Here is a 16857-nt window from a genome sequence, read left to right on the forward strand (position 1 = left end):
CCCCCCCCCCCCCCCCCCCCCCCCCCCGCCCCCCGCCCCCCCCCCCCCCCCCCCCCCCCCCCCCCCCCCCCCCCCCCCCCCCCGACTCAATGGGTGATGCGGCGGGTCATGGCTCGACGGCAAGGAGGACCGCGCCGGTGTCCACGGATCTCACGTCGATACGCTGAATCTCCTCGATTGACAGCTTGGTGGATGCGGTCGGCTCGGTCGTTCCGCCCGGCCGCGCCGTCCAGGTGGCGAGTTCGACCTCGTTGCCTTCGGCATCCGTGACCCACAGTGCGTAGTCGGCCGGCGCATCGTACGATTTCCCGTCGGTGTACCGGCACTCCATGTCGATCGTCGTCCCCCACTCGTGCGGGGTGAGCTTGACATCCGCTTCCAGTGGGCTCGCTGCCACCTGCGACAGCGAGTACTCCGCTACACCTTCACGCTCGCCGATGAACCCCGGTGCGACGAGCGTGAAGGTGAGGGCGGCCGCCGCTGCCGCTCCGGCGAGGCTTACGCCAATCGTCCGGATGCGACGGCGACGGTGCGCCGCGTGCGCCAGCCCCTGCATCAGCGACTCGGGGACCCGATTCCCCTCGCCCTCTGCCCAATCGAGCGGCACACGAGACAGCAACCCGGGAACCGCCGCGAGCTCTGCGACCGCGGCACGACAGGTGGCGCACTCGGTCAGGTGATCCTCGAACTCGCGCCGCTGTGCCGGAGACAGCGAACCCAGAACATACGCGGCATCCCAGTCCCGGTAGATGTCAGTCATCCGGTCACCCCCCTCTCCTGCAGAGCAAGCCGCAGGGCACGCAGCGCGTAGTGCAGTCGCGACTTGACTGTGCCCTGCGGCAACTCCAGCGCGTCGGCGATCTGAGCGATCGACTGTCCCCGGTAATAGGACAGGACAACGACGGCGCGATGCTCCTCGGACAGCCCGGCGAGCGCATCCGCCACCAACCAACGGTCCAGCGCCGCGTCGACCCCATCGTCGACGGCGCGCTCCGGCAGTTCAGCGGCGCCCAACTCGTTTCGAGCACGCGCGCTGCGGTAGTTGTCGATCACCAGGTTCCTGGCGACGGTGAACAGCCACGCGCGAGCGGATGACTCGCTCTGATCGAGCACCTTCGGGCGCCGCCAGGCCCGCAACAGCGTCTCCTGCACGATGTCCTCGGCGAGTTGCCGGTCGCCGCACAGCCACAGCACGTACCGCCACAGCGCGGCGGCGTGCTCATCGTGCAGCGCACGAAGCAACTGGGCCTGCTGATCGGGCATCCGACGTTTCCTCCTATGACTTACAACGTACGCCCGTCGAAAAAAGTTCACCGCACGTTGAACCGATCCGACGCGGTGGCCGTGACACAGTTGACACTTCCGACACCGACGATGGGGAAAGAATCGTGGACAACCTTCCGACACTGGGCCGTCGAGCGCTGATCACTAACGGCGGCGCGGCCGCCTTGGGTGTGGGTGTTCTCGCACTGGCCGGTTGCACGCCCACCTCACCGGGCGGCACCACTGGGAACGGCTCGCTCGAGGCAGGGACCGAGCTCGTGAAGCTGTCCGACATCCCTGTCGGCGGCACTGCCTCGGCGAAAGTGGGCGGCGCCCCGATCGTGCTGGCGCAGCCAACAGAGGGCGAGGTCGTCGCATTCAGTGCCATCTGCACGCATCAAGGATGCACCGTGGCCGCGATGCAGACGTCGTACGACTGCCCGTGCCACGGGTCGCGCTACGACGCGGCGACGGGAGCCGTCATCAACGGGCCGGCCCCAGAGCCGCTTGCGAAGATCGACGTTGAGGTGGTGGATGGAGCGGTGGTGACGTCGTGATCGACTGGGTCGTGGGTGGCCTCCCGGTGCACGCGCTGATCGTGCATCTGACTGTCGTGATCATCCCGCTGGCCGCCCTGTGCGCGCTGCTCGCCGCGTTCTGGCCCGCGGCTCGCCGGCGGTTGGGGATTGTGACCCCGCTGCTGGCGCTCGTCGCCCTGCTGGTCGTCCCCGTGACGATCTGGGCGGGCCAATGGCTGCAGGAACGCGTTGCACCTACTCCGCTGGTCGAGCACCACGCGGCGCTCGGACCGCTGATGCTGTGGTGGGTGATCGGCTTGTTCGTCGCCACCGTTGGGCAGTACATCTGGCACCGGACATCTCATCGTCTGAACGGCGGGCCGCGAATCGTCGGCGGCCTTCTGATCACTTTCGTTGTAGTCGTCGCGGCCGTCGGCTCAGTGGTGATGGTCGCCATCATCGGTGAGGCGGGCGCTGCCTCGGTCTGGACCGGCAACTTCTGACTGAACCATCCGGCCATCGCTTTCGTTCTTAACGTCGGGACGCCAAACGCGCCCGGACAGAGAAGAAGGTCAGTCATGAGGAAGGGAATCAGCGCAGCCGCCGGCGTTTCAGTCGCCCTGCTGCTGCTGGCCGGGTGCAGCCCGACCGAGACGCCGCCGGTAACGGATGAGCCGGGCACTGTGACCGAGGGAGCCGAGCTCGCGGTCGCGACCAGCGACCTGGGAGAGATCGTCGTTGATGGCGAGGGGATGACCGTCTACGTCTTCGACAACGACACCCAGGGCACCGACCGGTCGGCGTGCGAAGACGCGTGCGCTGCGCTGTGGCCGGCGGTCATAACCGAGTCGGATGCTCCGACGGTCGAAGGAGTCACAGGGACGGTCGGCACGATCGAGGCGATCGAGGGCGGTCAGCAGGTGACTCTGAACGGATGGCCGCTGTACACGTACGCGGACGACTCCGGGCCAGGCGATGTGGCCGGTCAGGCGTTCAACGACGTGTGGTGGGTGGTCGACCCTTCGGGCGAGAAGATCACCGACATGCCGGATAGCGGCTTCAGCTACTGACGTTTGAAGGAGACGGGCTCCTCGATGTACGGAGCCCACGCTTCCCGCTCCGCGTCGCTCACCCGGCGCGGCCGGCCCGTGGCTGCATCGATGAACACCATCGTTGTCGTCGCCTTCACGTGTAGTTGGCCCTTGGCGTACACCTCGTAGGAGAGGTCGGCACTCGCGCCGCCGATCCGTCCGATCCAGAGCTGCACGTCGATGGGCTTTCGCTGGTACTCCATCGGCAGCACGTACTCGATCTGGTGACTGGCAATCAGCGTCAATGTCGGCGACCCTGCGCCGGCCTCGATGATCGCGGTCGGCGGGGGGACGTCATCCGCTGACTCCGGCGCCCAGAAGACGCGAACACGCGCCTCCTCGAGCAGCCGCAGCATCGTGACGTTGTTGACGTGGTTGTACGCGTCGAGGTCGCCCCATCGCAGGTGTATGGGAACGTGGACGCGCATCAGTCGCGCGTGAGCTTGCGGTACGTGGACCGGTGCGGCTTCGCCGCCTCCGGCCCGAGACGCTCGATCTTGTTCTCCTCGTAGGCGTCGAAGTTGCCCTCGAACCAGTGCCACTTGGCCGGGTTCTCCTCGGTGCCCTCCCAGGCGAGGATGTGGGTCGCGATGCGGTCGAGGAACCACCGGTCGTGGGTGATGACCACGGCGCAACCGGGGTATTCGAGCAGCGCGTTCTCCAGGCTGGACAGCGTCTCGACGTCCAGGTCGTTGGTGGGCTCGTCGAGGAGCAGCAGGTTGCCACCCTGTTTGAGGGTCAGCGCGAGGTTCAGCCGGTTGCGCTCACCGCCGGAGAGCACTCCAGCCTTCTTCTGCTGGTCGGGTCCCTTGAACCCGAACTTGCTCACGTAGGCGCGCGACGGGATCTCGGTCTTGCCGACCTCGATGAAGTCGTGCCCGCCGGAGACGACCTCCCACAGCGTCTTGTTCGGGTCGATGCCGGCACGCGACTGGTCGACGTAGGAGATCTTCACGGTCTCGCCGACCTTCAGGTCACCGTCATCGAGCGGCTCGAGACCGACGATGGTCTTGAACAGCGTCGTCTTTCCGACACCGTTCGGGCCGATGATGCCGACGATGCCGTTGCGTGGCAGGGTGAAGCTGAGGTCGTCGATGAGCATCCGGTCCTCGAAGCCCTTGCGCAGGTCGCGGGCCTCGATCACGACATCGCCGAGTCGCGGACCCGGTGGGATGACGATCTCCTCGAAGTCGAGCTTGCGGGTCTTCTCCGCCTCGGCTGCCATCTCCTCGTAGCGGGCGAGACGCGCCTTCGACTTGGCCTGACGGCCCTTGGCGTTGCTGCGCACCCACTCGAGTTCGCTTTCGAGTCGCTTGGCGAGCTTCTGGTCCTTCTTGCCCTGGATCTGGAGGCGCTCGGCCTTCTTCTCCAGGTAGGTCGAATAGTTGCCCTCGTACGGGTAGAGGCGGCCGCGGTCGACCTCGGCGATCCACTCGGCGACGTGGTCGAGGAAGTACCGGTCGTGGGTGACCGCGATGACGGCGCCGGCGTACTTCTGCAGGTGCTGCTCGAGCCAGAGCACGCTTTCTGCGTCCAAGTGGTTGGTGGGCTCGTCGAGCAGCAGCAGGTCGGGCTTCTGCAGCAGCAGCTTGGTCAGCGCCACCCGGCGCTTCTCACCACCGGAAAGGTTTTCGACCGAGTAGTCCCCCGGCGGCGTCCGCAGCGCATCCATCGCCTGCTCGAGCTGGGAGTCGAGGTCCCACGCGTCGGCGGCGTCGATGTCCTCCTGGAGGGTTCCCATTTCGGCGAGCAGCGCGTCGAAGTCGGCGTCGGGGTCGGCCATCGCGGCGGAGATCTCGTTGAACCGGTCGAGCTTGCCCTTGATCTCGGCAACGCCCTCCTGCACGTTCTCGAGCACGGTCTTGGACTCGTCCAGTTCGGGCTCCTGCATCAGGATGCCGACGGTGTAGCCGGGCGAGAGGCGCGCCTCCCCGTTGCTCGGGTGGTCCAGACCCGCCATGATCTTCAGGATCGTGGACTTGCCGGCACCGTTCGGGCCGACCATTCCGATCTTCGCGCCCGGCAGGAACGCCATCGTGACGTCGTCAAGGATGAGCTTGTCGCCAACCGCCTTGCGGGCGCGCACCATCGAGTAAATGTATTCGGCCATGACCCCATTCTAGAGAGGCCAGGCTGGGGGCCAATTCGGCTGGCGCGGGGTCACCAGTCGATGGTGCGCGTCTTCCCGACCAGGCACGCGCCATTGCTCAACACTGGCGCGATGGTGCTCGTCGACGCCTGAGACCGGGCAAGAGGCTTTGAGGATCGTCTTGGCCCCGACCAAGCCACCATCCCGAAGAACAGGCTCCGCTCAAAGCTCATCCCAAGTCTGGGGAGTAGACCCAACTTGCCCGACGCAACTTTTCACTCTCTGCATTGCTGCGCCAGAACGGGGGAATGTCGACGCGAAGCCGTTGCTGAGCAGCGGCTCCCAAGTCCGTCATGTAGGCAACCATCGGTTGCCCCTTCCACTTCACGGAATTTGCGGTGGTTTCCTTGATTCGATGAAGTAGTCGGAGTTGTTCGAGCTGACTGATTTCTCTGCCAATCCGCCGATCATCCAACACAGCCTGTGGCACGAGAATAAACACAGTATCGGCGTTCTTAGTGAACCGCGCGATATGCCGCCACCGTTCTCGTAGAGCATCGGCATCAGAAAGAGCATCCACCTTGAAGGAGTCTTCCTCACGCAGAGTGGTCAGCAGACTCATTGTCTTCTGAACGTCCGCCGTACGCACGCGTACAGCGGCGTCCGCGGAAAGAGGGCCATCCTGCGAGAGACGCTCGATGGTCTTCTCTAGGGCGCCCTTCAAGAGTGTTATATAGTCGCGCGCCACCGCACCGCCTGAAGCAAGAACCATCCGGTCTCGGGCGTCATCTGTTAGCAAGTGCCCGACAGTGACGCCGAGCGGGGCCAGAATGCCTTCGACAACGTCCTCAAGGAAGCGCTTCGCGGTATTGAAGTCCGTCAGAGTTACATCCAGCGCCAACCGAGAAATGTCGTGGCCCACCTGCATCCCGATTGGCGGGTCGCCGTCTTTGAATGGCTGCAGTCGCGTCCCAAGACCACCCACCTTCAGGTAGTAGCCAGAACCCTTCACCGCCCTGTGAATGAAGTCCAAGACCATTGCCTGATCGGCCTGACCCACGTAATAGAAATCGTCAAGGAAGATTAGGCCGTGTTCCTTGCCGGACTCAGAAATGAGGCGACGAAAGGCAGAGTTCAACTGAGGGATTAGAGCACGGATGCGTTCATCTTTGCTGAGTTCATATTCGGCCCTTTGTGCCGCGCCCGTGTGATTGATCCGGCGAGACTTGAATGTCGCGCTCAGCTTGAGCACATCTGCTGGGATGGCAAACGTGCCTCCGAGCCCACCTTCGCTTGTCTTTGAGCGCTCTCGCGTCACCTGATTTTGGACGACCAGCGGATCCCCGAGGATCTGATTGAGTTCCGCAAACAGCGGCTTGAGTGTACGGAAGAGGGCCATCCTGGCAATCCACTTGGATGGCCTCACAAGCGCCGTTGTCTCCGACAGCACACGGAGCACAATCTCAATCAGCACATCGGGGTAAGCGCGATTTTTGAAGGACTCCATGTCAATGGATACCACCGGCGTGCCCACTTTTCGTAGCGAGACGCGCGCCCTAAACAACAACGTTGACTTGCCTACACCACGACGACCGGTGAGCAAGTGATTCGTCTTCGCCAGTAGCTCGCGTTCAACTCCTGGTCGAATCTCAATGAATCGGTCCAGCATGGACTCCGGCGTGCTATCGGTCGTCCGAATCGCCTCGGCGAGGAGCGCCTGAGCGTCACCTACGCGCGCGAGTATCAACTCTCCCATGAATCCCCATCGATCAGTGCGCCTACGCGGTCATCGCGATGGGCTTCCGTCCGTAGCGTACCGAACTCGTCACCTTCATTGCGACAAACCAACGGCAGCGCACGGAGGCGCCGTTAGGGGTGGTTTCCGACCGACAGAATCTCCACTCTGAATGTGGCTCAGAGAGGCCAGGCTGGGCGCCAATTCGGCTGACGCGGGATCACCAGTCGATGACGCGCGTCTTTCCGACGAGGCACGCGCCGTTGCTCAACATCGGCGCGATGGTGCTCGTGTAATCGGCGCTGCGGACCTGACCGATCAGGCAGTCCTCACCCGCCAGCACGGAGAACTCGATCGAGTCCACCGCAAGCCCGCCTGGCGTCGCATCCGGTGTCACCTGCATCGCGGCCTTCTCGAACCCGGCCGCGACCAGGTTGTCGATTATCGCCTTGCCCTGTGCATCCGGCGCCCGCTCGAGCAGTCGCTCGTTGACGAAGTCGAAGTAGTCCCGGTTGGCGAGCGCACTGCCACCGGGAAGAAGTTCGGGATCACGCTCCGGCTTCGGCGGAGCACTCGCGCTCGCCTCGGACGTTCTGGTCACCTCGACCTCGGCTGGTTGCCCGGCGACGCACCCGGTGAGCGCGAGACTGCCGGCCAGCAGCACGGCCGCGACGGACAGCCGGCTCCGGATGCCGGAAGCAGCGGGGCTTTGCCGGCACCAGTTCGTCACGCCGACGATTCTAAGGGTGTGCGGCCAAGCGGTGGAGTTCAGAACGGTGTGGCGACTTCCTCGCGCTCATCTTGGATGGGCAGCGATGCCTGTCCGACGTCGGTCGCGGGCTCGGCCGAGGTATCCGGAGCGCTGGGGAAGGCATTGTCCGCCTCCTGGTTCACGGTTACATTCCGCGTCCGCTTGAACTGCGACGCGCCCCAACTCAGGTCGTGGCCGATGGCATCAGCCACGATCTCGACGTCCTTGCCCTTTTTCTCACCACTCACCCATTCCTTGACTCGCAACCTGCCGGTGATGATGACGGGTTCTCTCTTGTGGACCGATCCGTTCACGTTCTCAGCGAGGTCCCCGTAGGTGCTCACCGAGTAGAAGTTGGAGTCCTGCTCGACCCACTCCTTCTTCGTCCGATTCCAATACCCCTGGCTTGTCGCGATTCGGAAGTCGGTGATGACTAACGAGTCGTTTCGGATGTGCCTCGGCTCCGTGGCGACGAAGCCCCTGATCGTGATGATGTCGCTCATGCAATCAGTGTGGGGGCGTCATCCGACGATCTCGCGAGGGGATGCGAACAGCGGTTGTACCGAAGGAAGCCTGTTGCGCTGGTGAGGACAGGAAAGCTCAGTGCTCGCGGAACTCCGGCCAGTCCGAGCCGGGCGGCAACGCCGCGAACAGCGCACTTTTCGCGACCTCGAGCGACGGATAGCGGCCACGTGGCGCGTCATCCGTCAGCAGCTTGAAGGTGTACTCGCCTTCGACGCGGTGGACGCTGCCGATCGCACCCGCCGGCCCGAAGGCGACCCAGGTCTTCTCGGTGGTTTCCTCTGCCATGGCGCCCTCCATCCGACTGCGCGTGAGCGGTCAGGCGGCCTTCACGTACGGCGCGAACGACTTGCGCACCTTGTTGACCTTGGGCACCGCGACCGCGAGGCAGTAGCCCTGCCCCGGATTCTTGGCGAAGAAGTCCTGGTGGTACTCCTCGGCGCGGTAGAACTCACCGAGCGGTTCCAGCTGGGTGACGATGCCTCCGTCCCAGAGTTCATCGGCCTTCCGGATGGCATTCTCGAACAGCGCCTTCTGCTCGTCGTTCGCGTAGTACATCGCCGAGCGGTACTGCGTTCCGATGTCGTTGCCCTGGCGGTTCAGCTGACGCGGGTCGTGCAGTGTGAAGAACACGTCCAGGATGACGTCGCCGGGGATCTGCGCGGGGTCGAACGTCACCGCGACGGCCTCGGCGTGCCCCGTGGTTCCGGTGCACACCGCCTCGTAGGACGGGTTCGCCGTCGCGCCACCCGTGTATCCGGATACGACGTCTTCGACACCGGTGAGAGTGCGGTAAACCGCGTCGAGACACCAGAAGCAACCGCCAGCCAGAACGTATGTCTCCATGGCTCTAGGCTAACGCCATGAACTACGAGGCTGCCCGGGATCGCTACCAGCGTACGCAGTACGTGCGCACCGGAATGAGCGGCCTGAAGCTGCCCGAGATCTCGCTCGGGCTGTGGAACAACTTCGGCGATGACCGTCCGCTCGAGACCCAGCGCGCAATCATCCGGCGCGCCTTTGATCGCGGTGTCACGCATTTCGATCTGGCGAACAACTACGGCCCACCAGCCGGCGCCGCCGAGTCGAACTTCGGCACGATCCTGCGGCAGGACCTGCTGCCCTACCGTGACGAGCTCATCATCTCGACGAAGGCGGGTCACAACATGTGGCCGGGCCCGTACGGCGAATGGGGTTCGCGCAAGTACCTGCTCGCGTCCTTGGACCAGTCGCTGAAGCGGATGGGCGTCGACTACGTCGACATCTTCTACTCGCATCGACCGGATCCGGATACGCCGATCCACGAGACCATGGGCGCCATCGCCACCGCGATCAAGCAGGGGAAGGCACTGTACGCGGGGATCTCGAATTATGACCCGGTGCAGACTCGGGCGGCGTACGAGGCGCTCGCAGGTCACGGCATCCCGCTGCTGATCCACCAGCCCCGCTACAACCTGTTCGATCGCACGCCGGAAGACGGGCTGTTCGAGACGCTGGGCGAACTCGGCGTCGGCTGCGTCGTCTACTCCCCGCTCGCCCAGGGACTGGCGACCAACCGGTACTTGAAGGGCGTCCCGGCCGGATCACGCGTCGCCGAGGGCCGCTGGCTCAACGCCGAGAACGTCAGCTCCAGCTACCTCGAGCGTGCGACGGCGTTGCAGGCGATCGCCGACTCCCGCGGTCAGACCCTCGCGCAACTGGCGCTCCGGTGGGTGCTGCGGCAGCGTGAGGTCACCAGCGCCATCATCGGCGCGAGCAGCGTCGCGCAACTCGATGACAGCCTGGATGCGCTGCACTCGCCGCCGCTCGAGGCGCACGAGATCGCCGCTATCGAGCCGTACGCGGTGCACGGCACCGGACTTCACTAGCGGTGGGCTACTTCTGGGCGCTGCTTGCGGCGCTGCTCTTCGGAGTGAATGGAAGCGTCACCAAGGTGCTCGTCGAGGGCGGGCTGAGCGCGGCGCACGTCACGCTGTTCCGTGTCGCTGGCACCGCGTTGATCGCAGCCATTGTGCTGCTGGTCAGCGACCGTAAGGCATTCAGGATCACGCTTCGCCAGGCAGCGGTGCTCGCCGTCCTCGGCGTGTTCGGTGTGGCGCTGCTGCAGTTCACATATGCGGTCGCGGTGAGCCTCGTGCCGGTGGGCATCGCGCTGCTCATCGAGTACATGGCGGTCCTCATCGTCGCGCTGTTTGCGTTCTTCGTCCTGCGTGAACGGGTGCGGGCGCGCCTGTGGGTCGCCATCGGGTTCGTGCTGATCGGTCTGGCGCTTGTGGCGCGGGTTTGGAACAGTGACCTCAACCCGTTGGGCGTGCTCATGGCGTCGTGCGCGGCGGTCGCCCTTGCGCTGTACTTCCTGCTCGGTGAACGCGAAGTGGGCAAGTCCTCACCGATGGCGGTGGGGTTCTGGTCCATGTCGTTTGCAGCGCTGTTCTGGGTGATCTTCGGCGACCTCGGCTCGCTCGACGTGAGTGGGCTCGGTGAGGCGGTCCCGCTCGGCGGTCACCTCGAAGCGGTTGCGGTGCCGCTCTGGATGCTGGTCGCCTGGAATGTGGTGCTGGGCTCGTTCGCCCCGTTCCTGCTCTCATTGCTCGCCCTGCGCTACCTGACGGCCACCGCGGCCGGCATCACCGCATCCGCCGAGGTGATCTTCGCCTTCGCGTTCGCCTGGGTCTGGCTCGGTGAACTGCTGACACCGTTACAGCTGGTCGGTGCTGCCGTCGTCCTGGTTGGCATCGTGCTCGCGCAGACGGCTCGCATCAACAAGGTGGTCGACCCCGACCTCGCGATCATCGACCAGGAAGCGCGAATCACCTGAGGCGATGTCGGTGGTCCACCGTAACGTCGGTAGCATCCCGAGACCACAGCGGCCGGCTGCACACGAGGAGAACGGATGGCACGACTCGACTACGCCGGAACGTCGACACGCGATCGCTTCGGCGTCCGCTGCATGCAGTTGCACAGCGAACTGTGGCGTGTGACCCGCCCCGACGGTGAGGTGCTCGGCTACGTCGAGCAGTTCAGCGACCCCCGCGGCATCCGATTCCGCGCCAAGCGGCTCGTCGCGCGCGCCCAGCACTTCCTCGTCGTCGGCGAGTTCTGGGCGTTCGATGAGGCCGTCGACGCCTTGCGCTGACCCAGCGTCGCGGAGCGCGAGACTCGCCCGCAATTTCAGGTGAATGACCCCCAACAGTGGGTAAGGTTCAGCCATGCAGTGGTGGAACAACTTCCTTGACTGGTTCAATTCAGAGGCCGGGCAGCAGGTGATGACCACCGCGATAATCCCGGCTCTCGCGATACTGGTGGCCGGAATCATCGCCGCCCTCATCGGGCGAGCAGCCACCAAGCGCATAGTCGAACTGCACGAGCGGGAGAAGCGCGCTGCGGCGATCACCGCGCTCATCGCATCCGCTCGTCGCGCGGCCCGTTGGAACTCGCTGTCCGCTCCCGAGCAGCAGCACGCTGAGCACGTCGCCCTCGAGGCCGACGTGCAGGTTCGCCTCCTGCCGGTGACCGGGGCGGCGATGGCTGCCGACTGGGCCATCCACGAGATCGCCGAGATGAAGAAGAACGCCGTGTCGTTCAGCTTCCAGGCGGAGCAATCGCTGATCGAATTCCGCAGCCGGATGCTCGAGTGGCAGGACAAGCCGAGTCGCGCCAAGAAGCTCTTCAAGAACGATCTCGACTCGTGGGCCTACGAGGCGTCGCTCACCGATCAGGAACTCATCGCTCAGCAGCAGGCCTGGGCGGCGCAGCAGGCGGCCGGTGAAGCCAGCTCCAAGCCCGTCGTCGAAGACAACCCGCCGAGTGTCTTCACCACCCCCGCCACCCCGGTGCAGCAGGGTTCAGAAGCGGTCGCGCGACCGATCGAACCGCAGCGTGCGCCGCTCCGTCAACAGTCCGGTGCGTTCGCCATGCCAGCCGCCCCCGGCGCTTCCGCCGGCGACTCCCCCGCAGACGACTCGGCCGGGATTGCTGACGACACGAAGGCATTTGAGCAGACACCGATGCCGAAGTCGGCGAGCACGGTTCGTCAGCGCATCGCTCCGGACGACGGCGAGCACTACGGCTGAGCAACCGTTCGCCGGCAGGTCCGGCTCAGCGGTACCCGGCCTGGTAACGGAGGTCATCCACCTGGAAGAAGGCGTAGCTGATCCCCTTGATGCGCTTGACGTCGTAGTCGACCGCTACGCCGTCAGCCGTCAGCGACGTCAATACCCTCTCTCCAAAGTCCGCCGGAAGCATGCCGGTGAGCAGGCCGTCGACGCGTGGGTCCACCTGGACCTCGAACGCCACGTCGCCCGTGCCGGTGCTGTCCACGGTCGTGAACGTTGAAGCCTGGCGCCCCTCGGTGAAGTCGAGCAGCTGCCCAGCGGAGATCATCGGAATGTCCCTGCGGACGGCGACGTCCATCAGCTTCTGATCGAAGTCATCGCTGAAGTCGTAGTGTGTGCCGAGCAGCCCGTAGTAGCCGCGTTCGTCCTCCGCCGCGGTGATCAGCTCGTCGATACCGGCAGTGGAACCCATCCAGGTCTCATTGACCAGGTGTGTCTCCTGCTGGAAGACGTCCAGCATCCGGCCGTCCTCGTCGCTGAACCGCATGGGCAGCGCCGACCCGGTGATGTAACCGGGCCGGTCCCGGATCCAGTCCGGTGGCCAGTTGTAGTAGTTCATGTCGAGGCGGATGCCCCACTGGCGCTCCTCGGTCGGCAGGCCCAGCCAGTCGCTGTAGGCGACACAGTGGAGGCGGTGGCCTGTCTGGTCGGGAAGGGCAGGATGCCTGCTGCGGAACTGCAGCATGGATGCGGCGAACGCAGCGTCGAGTGACTCCTCGGTCCAGTCCGCGCAGCCCGTGGAGACGTGAGCCCCCAGATCGAACCCCAGGTCCCAGTAGCGTTCAGCGTCTTCTGCGGCGAGTGGGGTCGGCGGATGCAGCCAGGACGTCGCGCGCGGACACTCCCACCGCTCGACATCACATCCGGGCTCGGCCAAGGACAGCATCCGCTCGAAGGACTGTCTGGTCCCGTCCTCGGTCCCATGGTCGTCTGCTGTCATCACCAAGGCGGTCTTCTCACCGTTGGGCAGATACCAGAACCGCGGCAGCGGGGACGTGTCTCCGTGTAGTTCCACCAGCACGTTGCTCAGTAGGCGCATCTGCTCATCGGCCTGCGGGATCCCGATGTTGGACTGATCCAGGTAGTCCGGTTCATCGGTTGTTCCGATGAAGAGGTCATTCGGCCGGATGGGCGCCGAGCCGTCGTGCTCGCTTCCCGCCGCATCCGGATGTCCCTGCCTGGTGTAGATGACCGAAGTCGCCAGGTCGTAGCTGAAGGCGGCGATGTGTCCAGCGGAATTGCCAACTTCGGTCAAGGTCAGCGCGGGATGCGGGCCGGAGCGCTCCCGGTCAGGGGATAGGGTCGCGATGGTTTGGCTTTCCGACCCGGTCGTGTACAGCAGCGCGCCACCATGGAACTGCATGGCCTCGGCTGTCAGGCCGACCCCAAGGGCCTGTGTGGTGTCGATCTCCAGGTAGCCATCCTCGAGCGCCAGCCCGGTTGGCTCAAGTCCAGCCAGCTCGGCCAGCCCGCCCTCCGGCTTCATCGTGATCAGTTCACCGCCGCCCATCACCCAGGACTCCACCTGGGCAAGGTGCGGCCCCGTCGAGCTCATGGCGCCGAGGATGACGACTGGATGGCTTGCGAGCAGGTCGCTTTGGAGCTCCTCCGGAGTCACGGTGTCGAATCCTGTGAATCCTTCGGCCCGCAGGATCTCTGCCAGATAGGCGTCCCTGGTCCCCTGTCGCGCCACCACGAGTATGCTGCCGCCCGATCCGTCGGAGAGACTTGGCGCAGGCTCGACTGTTATGGGCCACGAATCGATGACATTGTCCTTCGACGACGGTGACTCGCGATGGTGTACCTCCACCCCATACGTCCCCGCACTCAAGGGCACCTCGGGCGTGAAGGACAGCACCCCCGTGTTGCTCTGGACATTGCGTCCATCGACGATCTCGCCGCCTGACCCGGTGAGCACGATGTCGAAGTTCCTCTGGCGGTTGAACCATCCGACCTGCAACACGACATGGACCTCCGCGGAACCCTGCACCACGCGCGTTGCGGGCCCCGGATACTTTGCGACGACCTCTGCCTGCACACCGCCAGACATCGCCCAGAACGCGACGGCGGACGCCGCCACAGCGACACACACCATCAGACCGATGACGACACGAAGGGTTCTGCGCAGCGGTTCTCGAAGACCTCGAGACTGCGGTCCGGCCATGGCTCGCATCGGCGCCTCCGGAACAGATACCTGACGTCAGTTTCGCCCTCAGTTCCGGAGAGGGATTTCCGAACTAGCTGGCAGTTTTCCGAATTGGCGGGTCAACTCACACGCGCCCTCGGCAGGAATCGAACCTGCGACCAAGAGATTAGAAGGCTCCTGCTCTATCCGCTGAGCTACGAGGGCGAAAACGCGCTACCACGATACCGCAGCACCCATACGGCACCCGGCATTTAATTGACGAATCGTCAGAGGTCGTTGCGGTCCTCTGGGTCCTCAAGCTCGTCGCTGTCCTTCGGGTCGTAGATGTACTCGACCTGGTACTGGTCGCCGAGCTCGCGCCACGACTCGAAGTTGTAGTTGATGAGGGTTTCCTTGCCGTCGATCGATGCGACGACAGTCAGCTCCTCGTCCCACGAACCATCCGTGCTGATGCGACGGTCGATGCGACCGTCGTTGGGGCCGCCCTTATAGAAGACGATGTACTCGTCGCCGCGCTTCAGGTCTGGGGTCTGATCGGTCATAGCCCATTACTACCACTTGACGACTGACGGCGGTAAGTGCTGGAAAGAATCACGTCTTCACGTGCGCCGTTAGACTCGTGGGATGGCAAACGGCTCCGATCGACTCGTCTGGATCGACTGCGAGATGACGGGACTTGACATCTCCGTCGACGAGCTGATCGAGGTTGCGGTCGTCATCACCGACTTCGACCTCAACGTGCTCGATGAAGGCATCACGGTGGTCATCAAGCCGGACCCAAGCGCCCTCGCAAACATGTCGGACTTCGTGCGCGACATGCACACCGAGTCCGGCCTGCTGGCTGAACTGGAGAACGGGATGTCGCTCTCCGATGCCGAGTTCGCAGTCAACGAATACATCCTGAAGCACGTGCCGGTGCAGCAGCAGGCTCCCCTCGCCGGCAACACCATCGGGACCGACCGGACCTTCCTCGCGCGCTATATGCCGCGGGTTGACGCTCACCTGCACTACCGCAATGTCGATGTCTCCTCCATCAAGGAACTCGCCAAGCGCTGGTTCCCGCGCGTGTACTTCAACGCGCCGCCGAAAGCCGGCGGGCACCGCGCGATGGCGGACATCCTGGAGTCGATTCGCGAACTCGAGTACTACCGGCGTGCGGCGTTTGTCGCCCCTCCCGGCCCGAACAGCGACGAGGCCCAAGCGGTCGGCCTTTCGGTCGTGCAAGAATTCGGTGCGCGCCTGTAATAGGATGGTGTGTCGTTGCGACCTTCTCGGTCGCACATGGTGGTCGTAGCTCAGTTGGTAGAGCGCTGGCTTGTGGTGCCGGATGCCGCGGGTTCGAGTCCCGTCGATCACCCCAATTACTCGTCTTGAGTCGAGCGCGTTCAACCATGCGCCCGTTTGTTATCGATGCGGCCGCTGTAGCAGGCGCATCGATAACAAACTGAAGCAGCGTCGCGCGGAAGCGATCGTTGGAGACTGTGCGTCGCCGCGCGGTGTGCAAGGGTGGAACCATGCCCCAGACCATCGAATCCACTGACACGCGCCAGCGCGAGTCGATCGATGTGCCTTGGGTCACGATCGTGCTCAACGACCCGGTGAACCTCATGTCCTACGTCGCGTGGGTGTTCCGCTCGTACTTCGGTTACGCAGCCGCCGAGGCGGAGCGTCTCATGCTGCAGGTCCACCTCACCGGCCAAGCGGTCGTCGCCACCGGCGGCCGCGAGGAGATGGAGCGGCACGTCGAAGCGATGCACGACTTCGGGCTCTGGGCGACGCTCGGCAAGGCGGATGCCTGATGCGCGGCTTCGAGCGCCACCAGGACGGCAGCATCAGCGCGAAAATCGACCGCGACGAAGCACTGCTGCTGCAGAGTCTCGCCTCCCAGCTGGCGACCCTCCTCCAGTCCCCGGATGACGGCGATCCGGCGGTCATCCGGCTGCTCCCCGATGCCTACCCGGATGACGCGGACGCATCGGCTGAGTTCCGCCGGTTCACCCAGGATGGGCTCGTCGAACGGAAGCTGCACAACGCGACCCTGGTCACCACGACCCTGTCCGCGGCCGTCGACAGCGGGGAACTTTCACTGAACCCGGGCGAGACCCTCGCCTGGATGAAGGCGCTCACCGACATCCGTCTGACCCTCGCCTCCCGGCTCGGCATCGAGCGCGAAGACGACCGCAGCGCCGACATCGTGCTTCAGGACCTCTACGACTGGCTCGGCTTCGTGCAGAACTCGCTCGTCGAGGTCCTCGACTCATGACAGGCTGTCGATGTGTATGACATCGGGGCGGACGAGTTCGAGCAGCTCGTCGTCGACGAACTCGATCAGCTGCCCGATGACATGGTCGACGGACTCGAGAATGTGGTCTTCGTCGTCGAGGATCGCCCGGAGGATGGCTCCCTCGATCTCCTCGGACTGTACGACGGGGTGGCGGTGACCGAACGCGGCAACTACGGTTTCGGCGAGCTGCCGGACCGGATCGTGCTCTACCGCGAGCCGCTGCTGGACATCAGCGAGGACCTCGACGAGCTCAAGGATCAGATCCATGTGACGCTCGTGCACGAGATCGCCCACTTCTACGGCATCGACGACCGGCAGCTGCACGAGCTCGGCTGGGCCTGAG

Annotated in this window: 22 protein-coding genes and 2 tRNA genes; 12 read left to right on the top strand and 12 right to left on the bottom strand. The window is 64.5% G+C overall.

The features are described from left to right. Positions 1-106 precede the first annotated feature (106 nt). Positions 107-760: an anti-sigma factor gene (locus IRG63_RS13975; RefSeq protein ID WP_304505266.1), complete on the bottom strand. Its 654-nt coding sequence runs from the start codon at positions 758-760 to the stop codon at positions 107-109. After that, entirely contained in the window at positions 757-1263 is a 507-nt protein-coding gene (locus IRG63_RS08080) for a sigma-70 family RNA polymerase sigma factor (protein WP_193509816.1), read from the bottom strand. Before IRG63_RS08080 ends, IRG63_RS13975 begins: the two co-directional genes overlap by 4 nt. A gap of 125 nt (positions 1264-1388) precedes the next feature. Here IRG63_RS08080 and IRG63_RS08085 point away from each other — a divergent pair, with 125 nt between their 5' ends. From IRG63_RS08085 to IRG63_RS08095, 3 genes are all read left to right on the top strand, one after another. Further along, positions 1389-1820, top strand: coding sequence for a ubiquinol-cytochrome c reductase iron-sulfur subunit (locus tag IRG63_RS08085; protein ID WP_370566213.1), 432 nt, complete (start codon positions 1389-1391; stop codon positions 1818-1820). Beyond that, positions 1817-2284, top strand: coding sequence for a DUF2231 domain-containing protein (locus IRG63_RS08090; RefSeq protein WP_193509817.1), 468 nt, complete (start codon positions 1817-1819; stop codon positions 2282-2284). The genes IRG63_RS08085 and IRG63_RS08090 overlap by 4 nt, the downstream gene beginning before the upstream one ends. A gap of 75 nt (positions 2285-2359) precedes the next feature. Then, positions 2360-2851 (top strand): hypothetical protein, encoded by a 492-nt coding sequence (locus tag IRG63_RS08095; RefSeq protein ID WP_193509818.1) that lies wholly within the window; start codon positions 2360-2362, stop codon positions 2849-2851. Here IRG63_RS08095 and IRG63_RS08100 read toward each other — a convergent pair. The 7 genes from IRG63_RS08100 to msrA all read right to left on the bottom strand — a co-directional run bounded on the left by IRG63_RS08100 (position 2845) and on the right by msrA (position 8815). Next, positions 2845-3300: a thioesterase family protein gene (locus IRG63_RS08100; RefSeq protein ID WP_168626803.1), complete on the bottom strand. Its 456-nt coding sequence runs from the start codon at positions 3298-3300 to the stop codon at positions 2845-2847. The two genes, IRG63_RS08095 and IRG63_RS08100, sit on opposite strands and share 7 nt — an antisense overlap. Next, complete coding sequence (gene ettA / locus IRG63_RS08105) at positions 3300-4982, bottom strand: energy-dependent translational throttle protein EttA (protein WP_193509819.1); 1683 nt, start codon at positions 4980-4982, stop codon at positions 3300-3302. The genes IRG63_RS08100 and ettA overlap by 1 nt, the downstream gene beginning before the upstream one ends. A gap of 208 nt (positions 4983-5190) precedes the next feature. Beyond that, on the bottom strand, positions 5191-6717 hold the full coding sequence (locus tag IRG63_RS08110; protein ID WP_193509820.1) for a hypothetical protein: 1527 nt from the start codon (positions 6715-6717) through the stop codon (positions 5191-5193). Between the two features lie 199 nt (positions 6718-6916). Next, on the bottom strand, positions 6917-7426 hold the full coding sequence (locus tag IRG63_RS08115; protein ID WP_193509821.1) for a hypothetical protein: 510 nt from the start codon (positions 7424-7426) through the stop codon (positions 6917-6919). A gap of 38 nt (positions 7427-7464) precedes the next feature. Continuing rightward, on the bottom strand, positions 7465-7950 hold the full coding sequence (locus IRG63_RS08120; RefSeq protein WP_193509822.1) for a single-stranded DNA-binding protein: 486 nt from the start codon (positions 7948-7950) through the stop codon (positions 7465-7467). A 97-nt stretch (positions 7951-8047) separates the two neighbouring features. Beyond that, the gene (locus IRG63_RS08125) at positions 8048-8257 is read right to left on the bottom strand and encodes a methyltransferase (RefSeq protein WP_168626799.1); all 210 of its coding nucleotides are present in this window, start codon (positions 8255-8257) and stop codon (positions 8048-8050) included. A gap of 30 nt (positions 8258-8287) precedes the next feature. Then, a complete protein-coding gene (gene msrA, locus IRG63_RS08130; RefSeq protein ID WP_193509823.1) occupies positions 8288-8815 on the bottom strand; it encodes a peptide-methionine (S)-S-oxide reductase MsrA in 528 nt (175 codons plus the stop codon). A 17-nt stretch (positions 8816-8832) separates the two neighbouring features. Here msrA and IRG63_RS08135 point away from each other — a divergent pair, with 17 nt between their 5' ends. The 4 genes from IRG63_RS08135 to IRG63_RS08150 all read left to right on the top strand — a co-directional run bounded on the left by IRG63_RS08135 (position 8833) and on the right by IRG63_RS08150 (position 12042). Beyond that, entirely contained in the window at positions 8833-9837 is a 1005-nt protein-coding gene (locus IRG63_RS08135; protein WP_193509824.1) for an aldo/keto reductase, read from the top strand. A gap of 2 nt (positions 9838-9839) precedes the next feature. Continuing rightward, a complete protein-coding gene (locus tag IRG63_RS14085; protein ID WP_193509825.1) occupies positions 9840-10787 on the top strand; it encodes an EamA family transporter in 948 nt (315 codons plus the stop codon). A gap of 75 nt (positions 10788-10862) precedes the next feature. Further along, a complete protein-coding gene (locus IRG63_RS08145; RefSeq protein WP_193509826.1) occupies positions 10863-11105 on the top strand; it encodes a hypothetical protein in 243 nt (80 codons plus the stop codon). A gap of 73 nt (positions 11106-11178) precedes the next feature. Then, positions 11179-12042, top strand: coding sequence for a hypothetical protein (locus IRG63_RS08150; protein WP_168626794.1), 864 nt, complete (start codon positions 11179-11181; stop codon positions 12040-12042). Between the two features lie 25 nt (positions 12043-12067). On the opposite strand, the gene IRG63_RS08155 is transcribed toward IRG63_RS08150, so the two are convergent. The 3 genes from IRG63_RS08155 to IRG63_RS08165 all read right to left on the bottom strand — a co-directional run bounded on the left by IRG63_RS08155 (position 12068) and on the right by IRG63_RS08165 (position 14772). After that, complete coding sequence (locus IRG63_RS08155; RefSeq protein ID WP_168626793.1) at positions 12068-14164, bottom strand: hypothetical protein; 2097 nt, start codon at positions 14162-14164, stop codon at positions 12068-12070. Between the two features lie 197 nt (positions 14165-14361). Continuing rightward, positions 14362-14434 (bottom strand) — tRNA-Arg (locus IRG63_RS08160). A 62-nt stretch (positions 14435-14496) separates the two neighbouring features. Then, entirely contained in the window at positions 14497-14772 is a 276-nt protein-coding gene (locus IRG63_RS08165; RefSeq protein WP_168626792.1) for an oligoribonuclease, read from the bottom strand. An 82-nt stretch (positions 14773-14854) separates the two neighbouring features. Between IRG63_RS08165 and orn the strand changes: the two genes are divergently transcribed. From orn to IRG63_RS08190, 5 genes are all read left to right on the top strand, one after another. After that, the gene (gene orn, locus IRG63_RS08170; protein ID WP_168626791.1) at positions 14855-15475 is read left to right on the top strand and encodes an oligoribonuclease; all 621 of its coding nucleotides are present in this window, start codon (positions 14855-14857) and stop codon (positions 15473-15475) included. 39 nt (positions 15476-15514) lie between these two features. Then, a tRNA-His gene (locus IRG63_RS08175) sits at positions 15515-15590 on the top strand. A 154-nt stretch (positions 15591-15744) separates the two neighbouring features. Continuing rightward, positions 15745-16029 (top strand): ATP-dependent Clp protease adapter ClpS, encoded by a 285-nt coding sequence (gene clpS / locus IRG63_RS08180; protein ID WP_168626790.1) that lies wholly within the window; start codon positions 15745-15747, stop codon positions 16027-16029. Further along, positions 16029-16493 carry a DUF2017 family protein gene (locus IRG63_RS08185; RefSeq protein WP_168626789.1) on the top strand — a complete coding sequence of 155 codons (465 nt, stop codon included), beginning with the start codon at positions 16029-16031 and terminating at the stop codon, positions 16491-16493. The genes clpS and IRG63_RS08185 overlap by 1 nt, the downstream gene beginning before the upstream one ends. An 81-nt stretch (positions 16494-16574) precedes the next feature. After that, positions 16575-16856 (top strand): metallopeptidase family protein, encoded by a 282-nt coding sequence (locus tag IRG63_RS08190; RefSeq protein WP_193509965.1) that lies wholly within the window; start codon positions 16575-16577, stop codon positions 16854-16856. Position 16857: the final 1 nt, after the last annotated feature.

The sequence above is a fragment of the Cryobacterium sp. BB736 genome (genome assembly GCF_014980265.1).
Taxonomy (GTDB): Bacteria; Actinomycetota; Actinomycetes; order Actinomycetales; family Microbacteriaceae; genus Terrimesophilobacter.

Bases quoted from the DNA above. Each gene is read 5' to 3' on its own strand.
- clpS (WP_168626790.1), top strand. From the start codon at position 15,745: ATGCCCCAGACCATCGAATCCACTGACACGCGCCAGCGCGAGTCGATC.
- IRG63_RS08135 (WP_193509824.1), top strand. From the start codon at position 8,833: ATGAACTACGAGGCTGCCCGGGATCGCTACCAGCGTACGCAGTACGTG.
- IRG63_RS08185 (WP_168626789.1), top strand. From the start codon at position 16,029: ATGCGCGGCTTCGAGCGCCACCAGGACGGCAGCATCAGCGCGAAAATC.
- IRG63_RS08080 (WP_193509816.1), bottom strand. From the start codon at position 1,263: ATGCCCGATCAGCAGGCCCAGTTGCTTCGTGCGCTGCACGATGAGCAC.
- IRG63_RS08165 (WP_168626792.1), bottom strand. From the start codon at position 14,772: ATGACCGATCAGACCCCAGACCTGAAGCGCGGCGACGAGTACATCGTC.
- IRG63_RS08190 (WP_193509965.1), top strand. From the start codon at position 16,575: ATGGTCGACGGACTCGAGAATGTGGTCTTCGTCGTCGAGGATCGCCCG.
- IRG63_RS08125 (WP_168626799.1), bottom strand. From the start codon at position 8,257: ATGGCAGAGGAAACCACCGAGAAGACCTGGGTCGCCTTCGGGCCGGCG.
- IRG63_RS08145 (WP_193509826.1), top strand. From the start codon at position 10,863: ATGGCACGACTCGACTACGCCGGAACGTCGACACGCGATCGCTTCGGC.
- IRG63_RS08150 (WP_168626794.1), top strand. From the start codon at position 11,179: ATGCAGTGGTGGAACAACTTCCTTGACTGGTTCAATTCAGAGGCCGGG.
- IRG63_RS08095 (WP_193509818.1), top strand. From the start codon at position 2,360: ATGAGGAAGGGAATCAGCGCAGCCGCCGGCGTTTCAGTCGCCCTGCTG.
- IRG63_RS13975 (WP_304505266.1), bottom strand. From the start codon at position 760: ATGACTGACATCTACCGGGACTGGGATGCCGCGTATGTTCTGGGTTCG.
- IRG63_RS08110 (WP_193509820.1), bottom strand. From the start codon at position 6,717: ATGGGAGAGTTGATACTCGCGCGCGTAGGTGACGCTCAGGCGCTCCTC.
- IRG63_RS08100 (WP_168626803.1), bottom strand. From the start codon at position 3,300: ATGCGCGTCCACGTTCCCATACACCTGCGATGGGGCGACCTCGACGCG.
- IRG63_RS08120 (WP_193509822.1), bottom strand. From the start codon at position 7,950: ATGAGCGACATCATCACGATCAGGGGCTTCGTCGCCACGGAGCCGAGG.
- ettA (WP_193509819.1), bottom strand. From the start codon at position 4,982: ATGGCCGAATACATTTACTCGATGGTGCGCGCCCGCAAGGCGGTTGGC.
- orn (WP_168626791.1), top strand. From the start codon at position 14,855: ATGGCAAACGGCTCCGATCGACTCGTCTGGATCGACTGCGAGATGACG.
- msrA (WP_193509823.1), bottom strand. From the start codon at position 8,815: ATGGAGACATACGTTCTGGCTGGCGGTTGCTTCTGGTGTCTCGACGCG.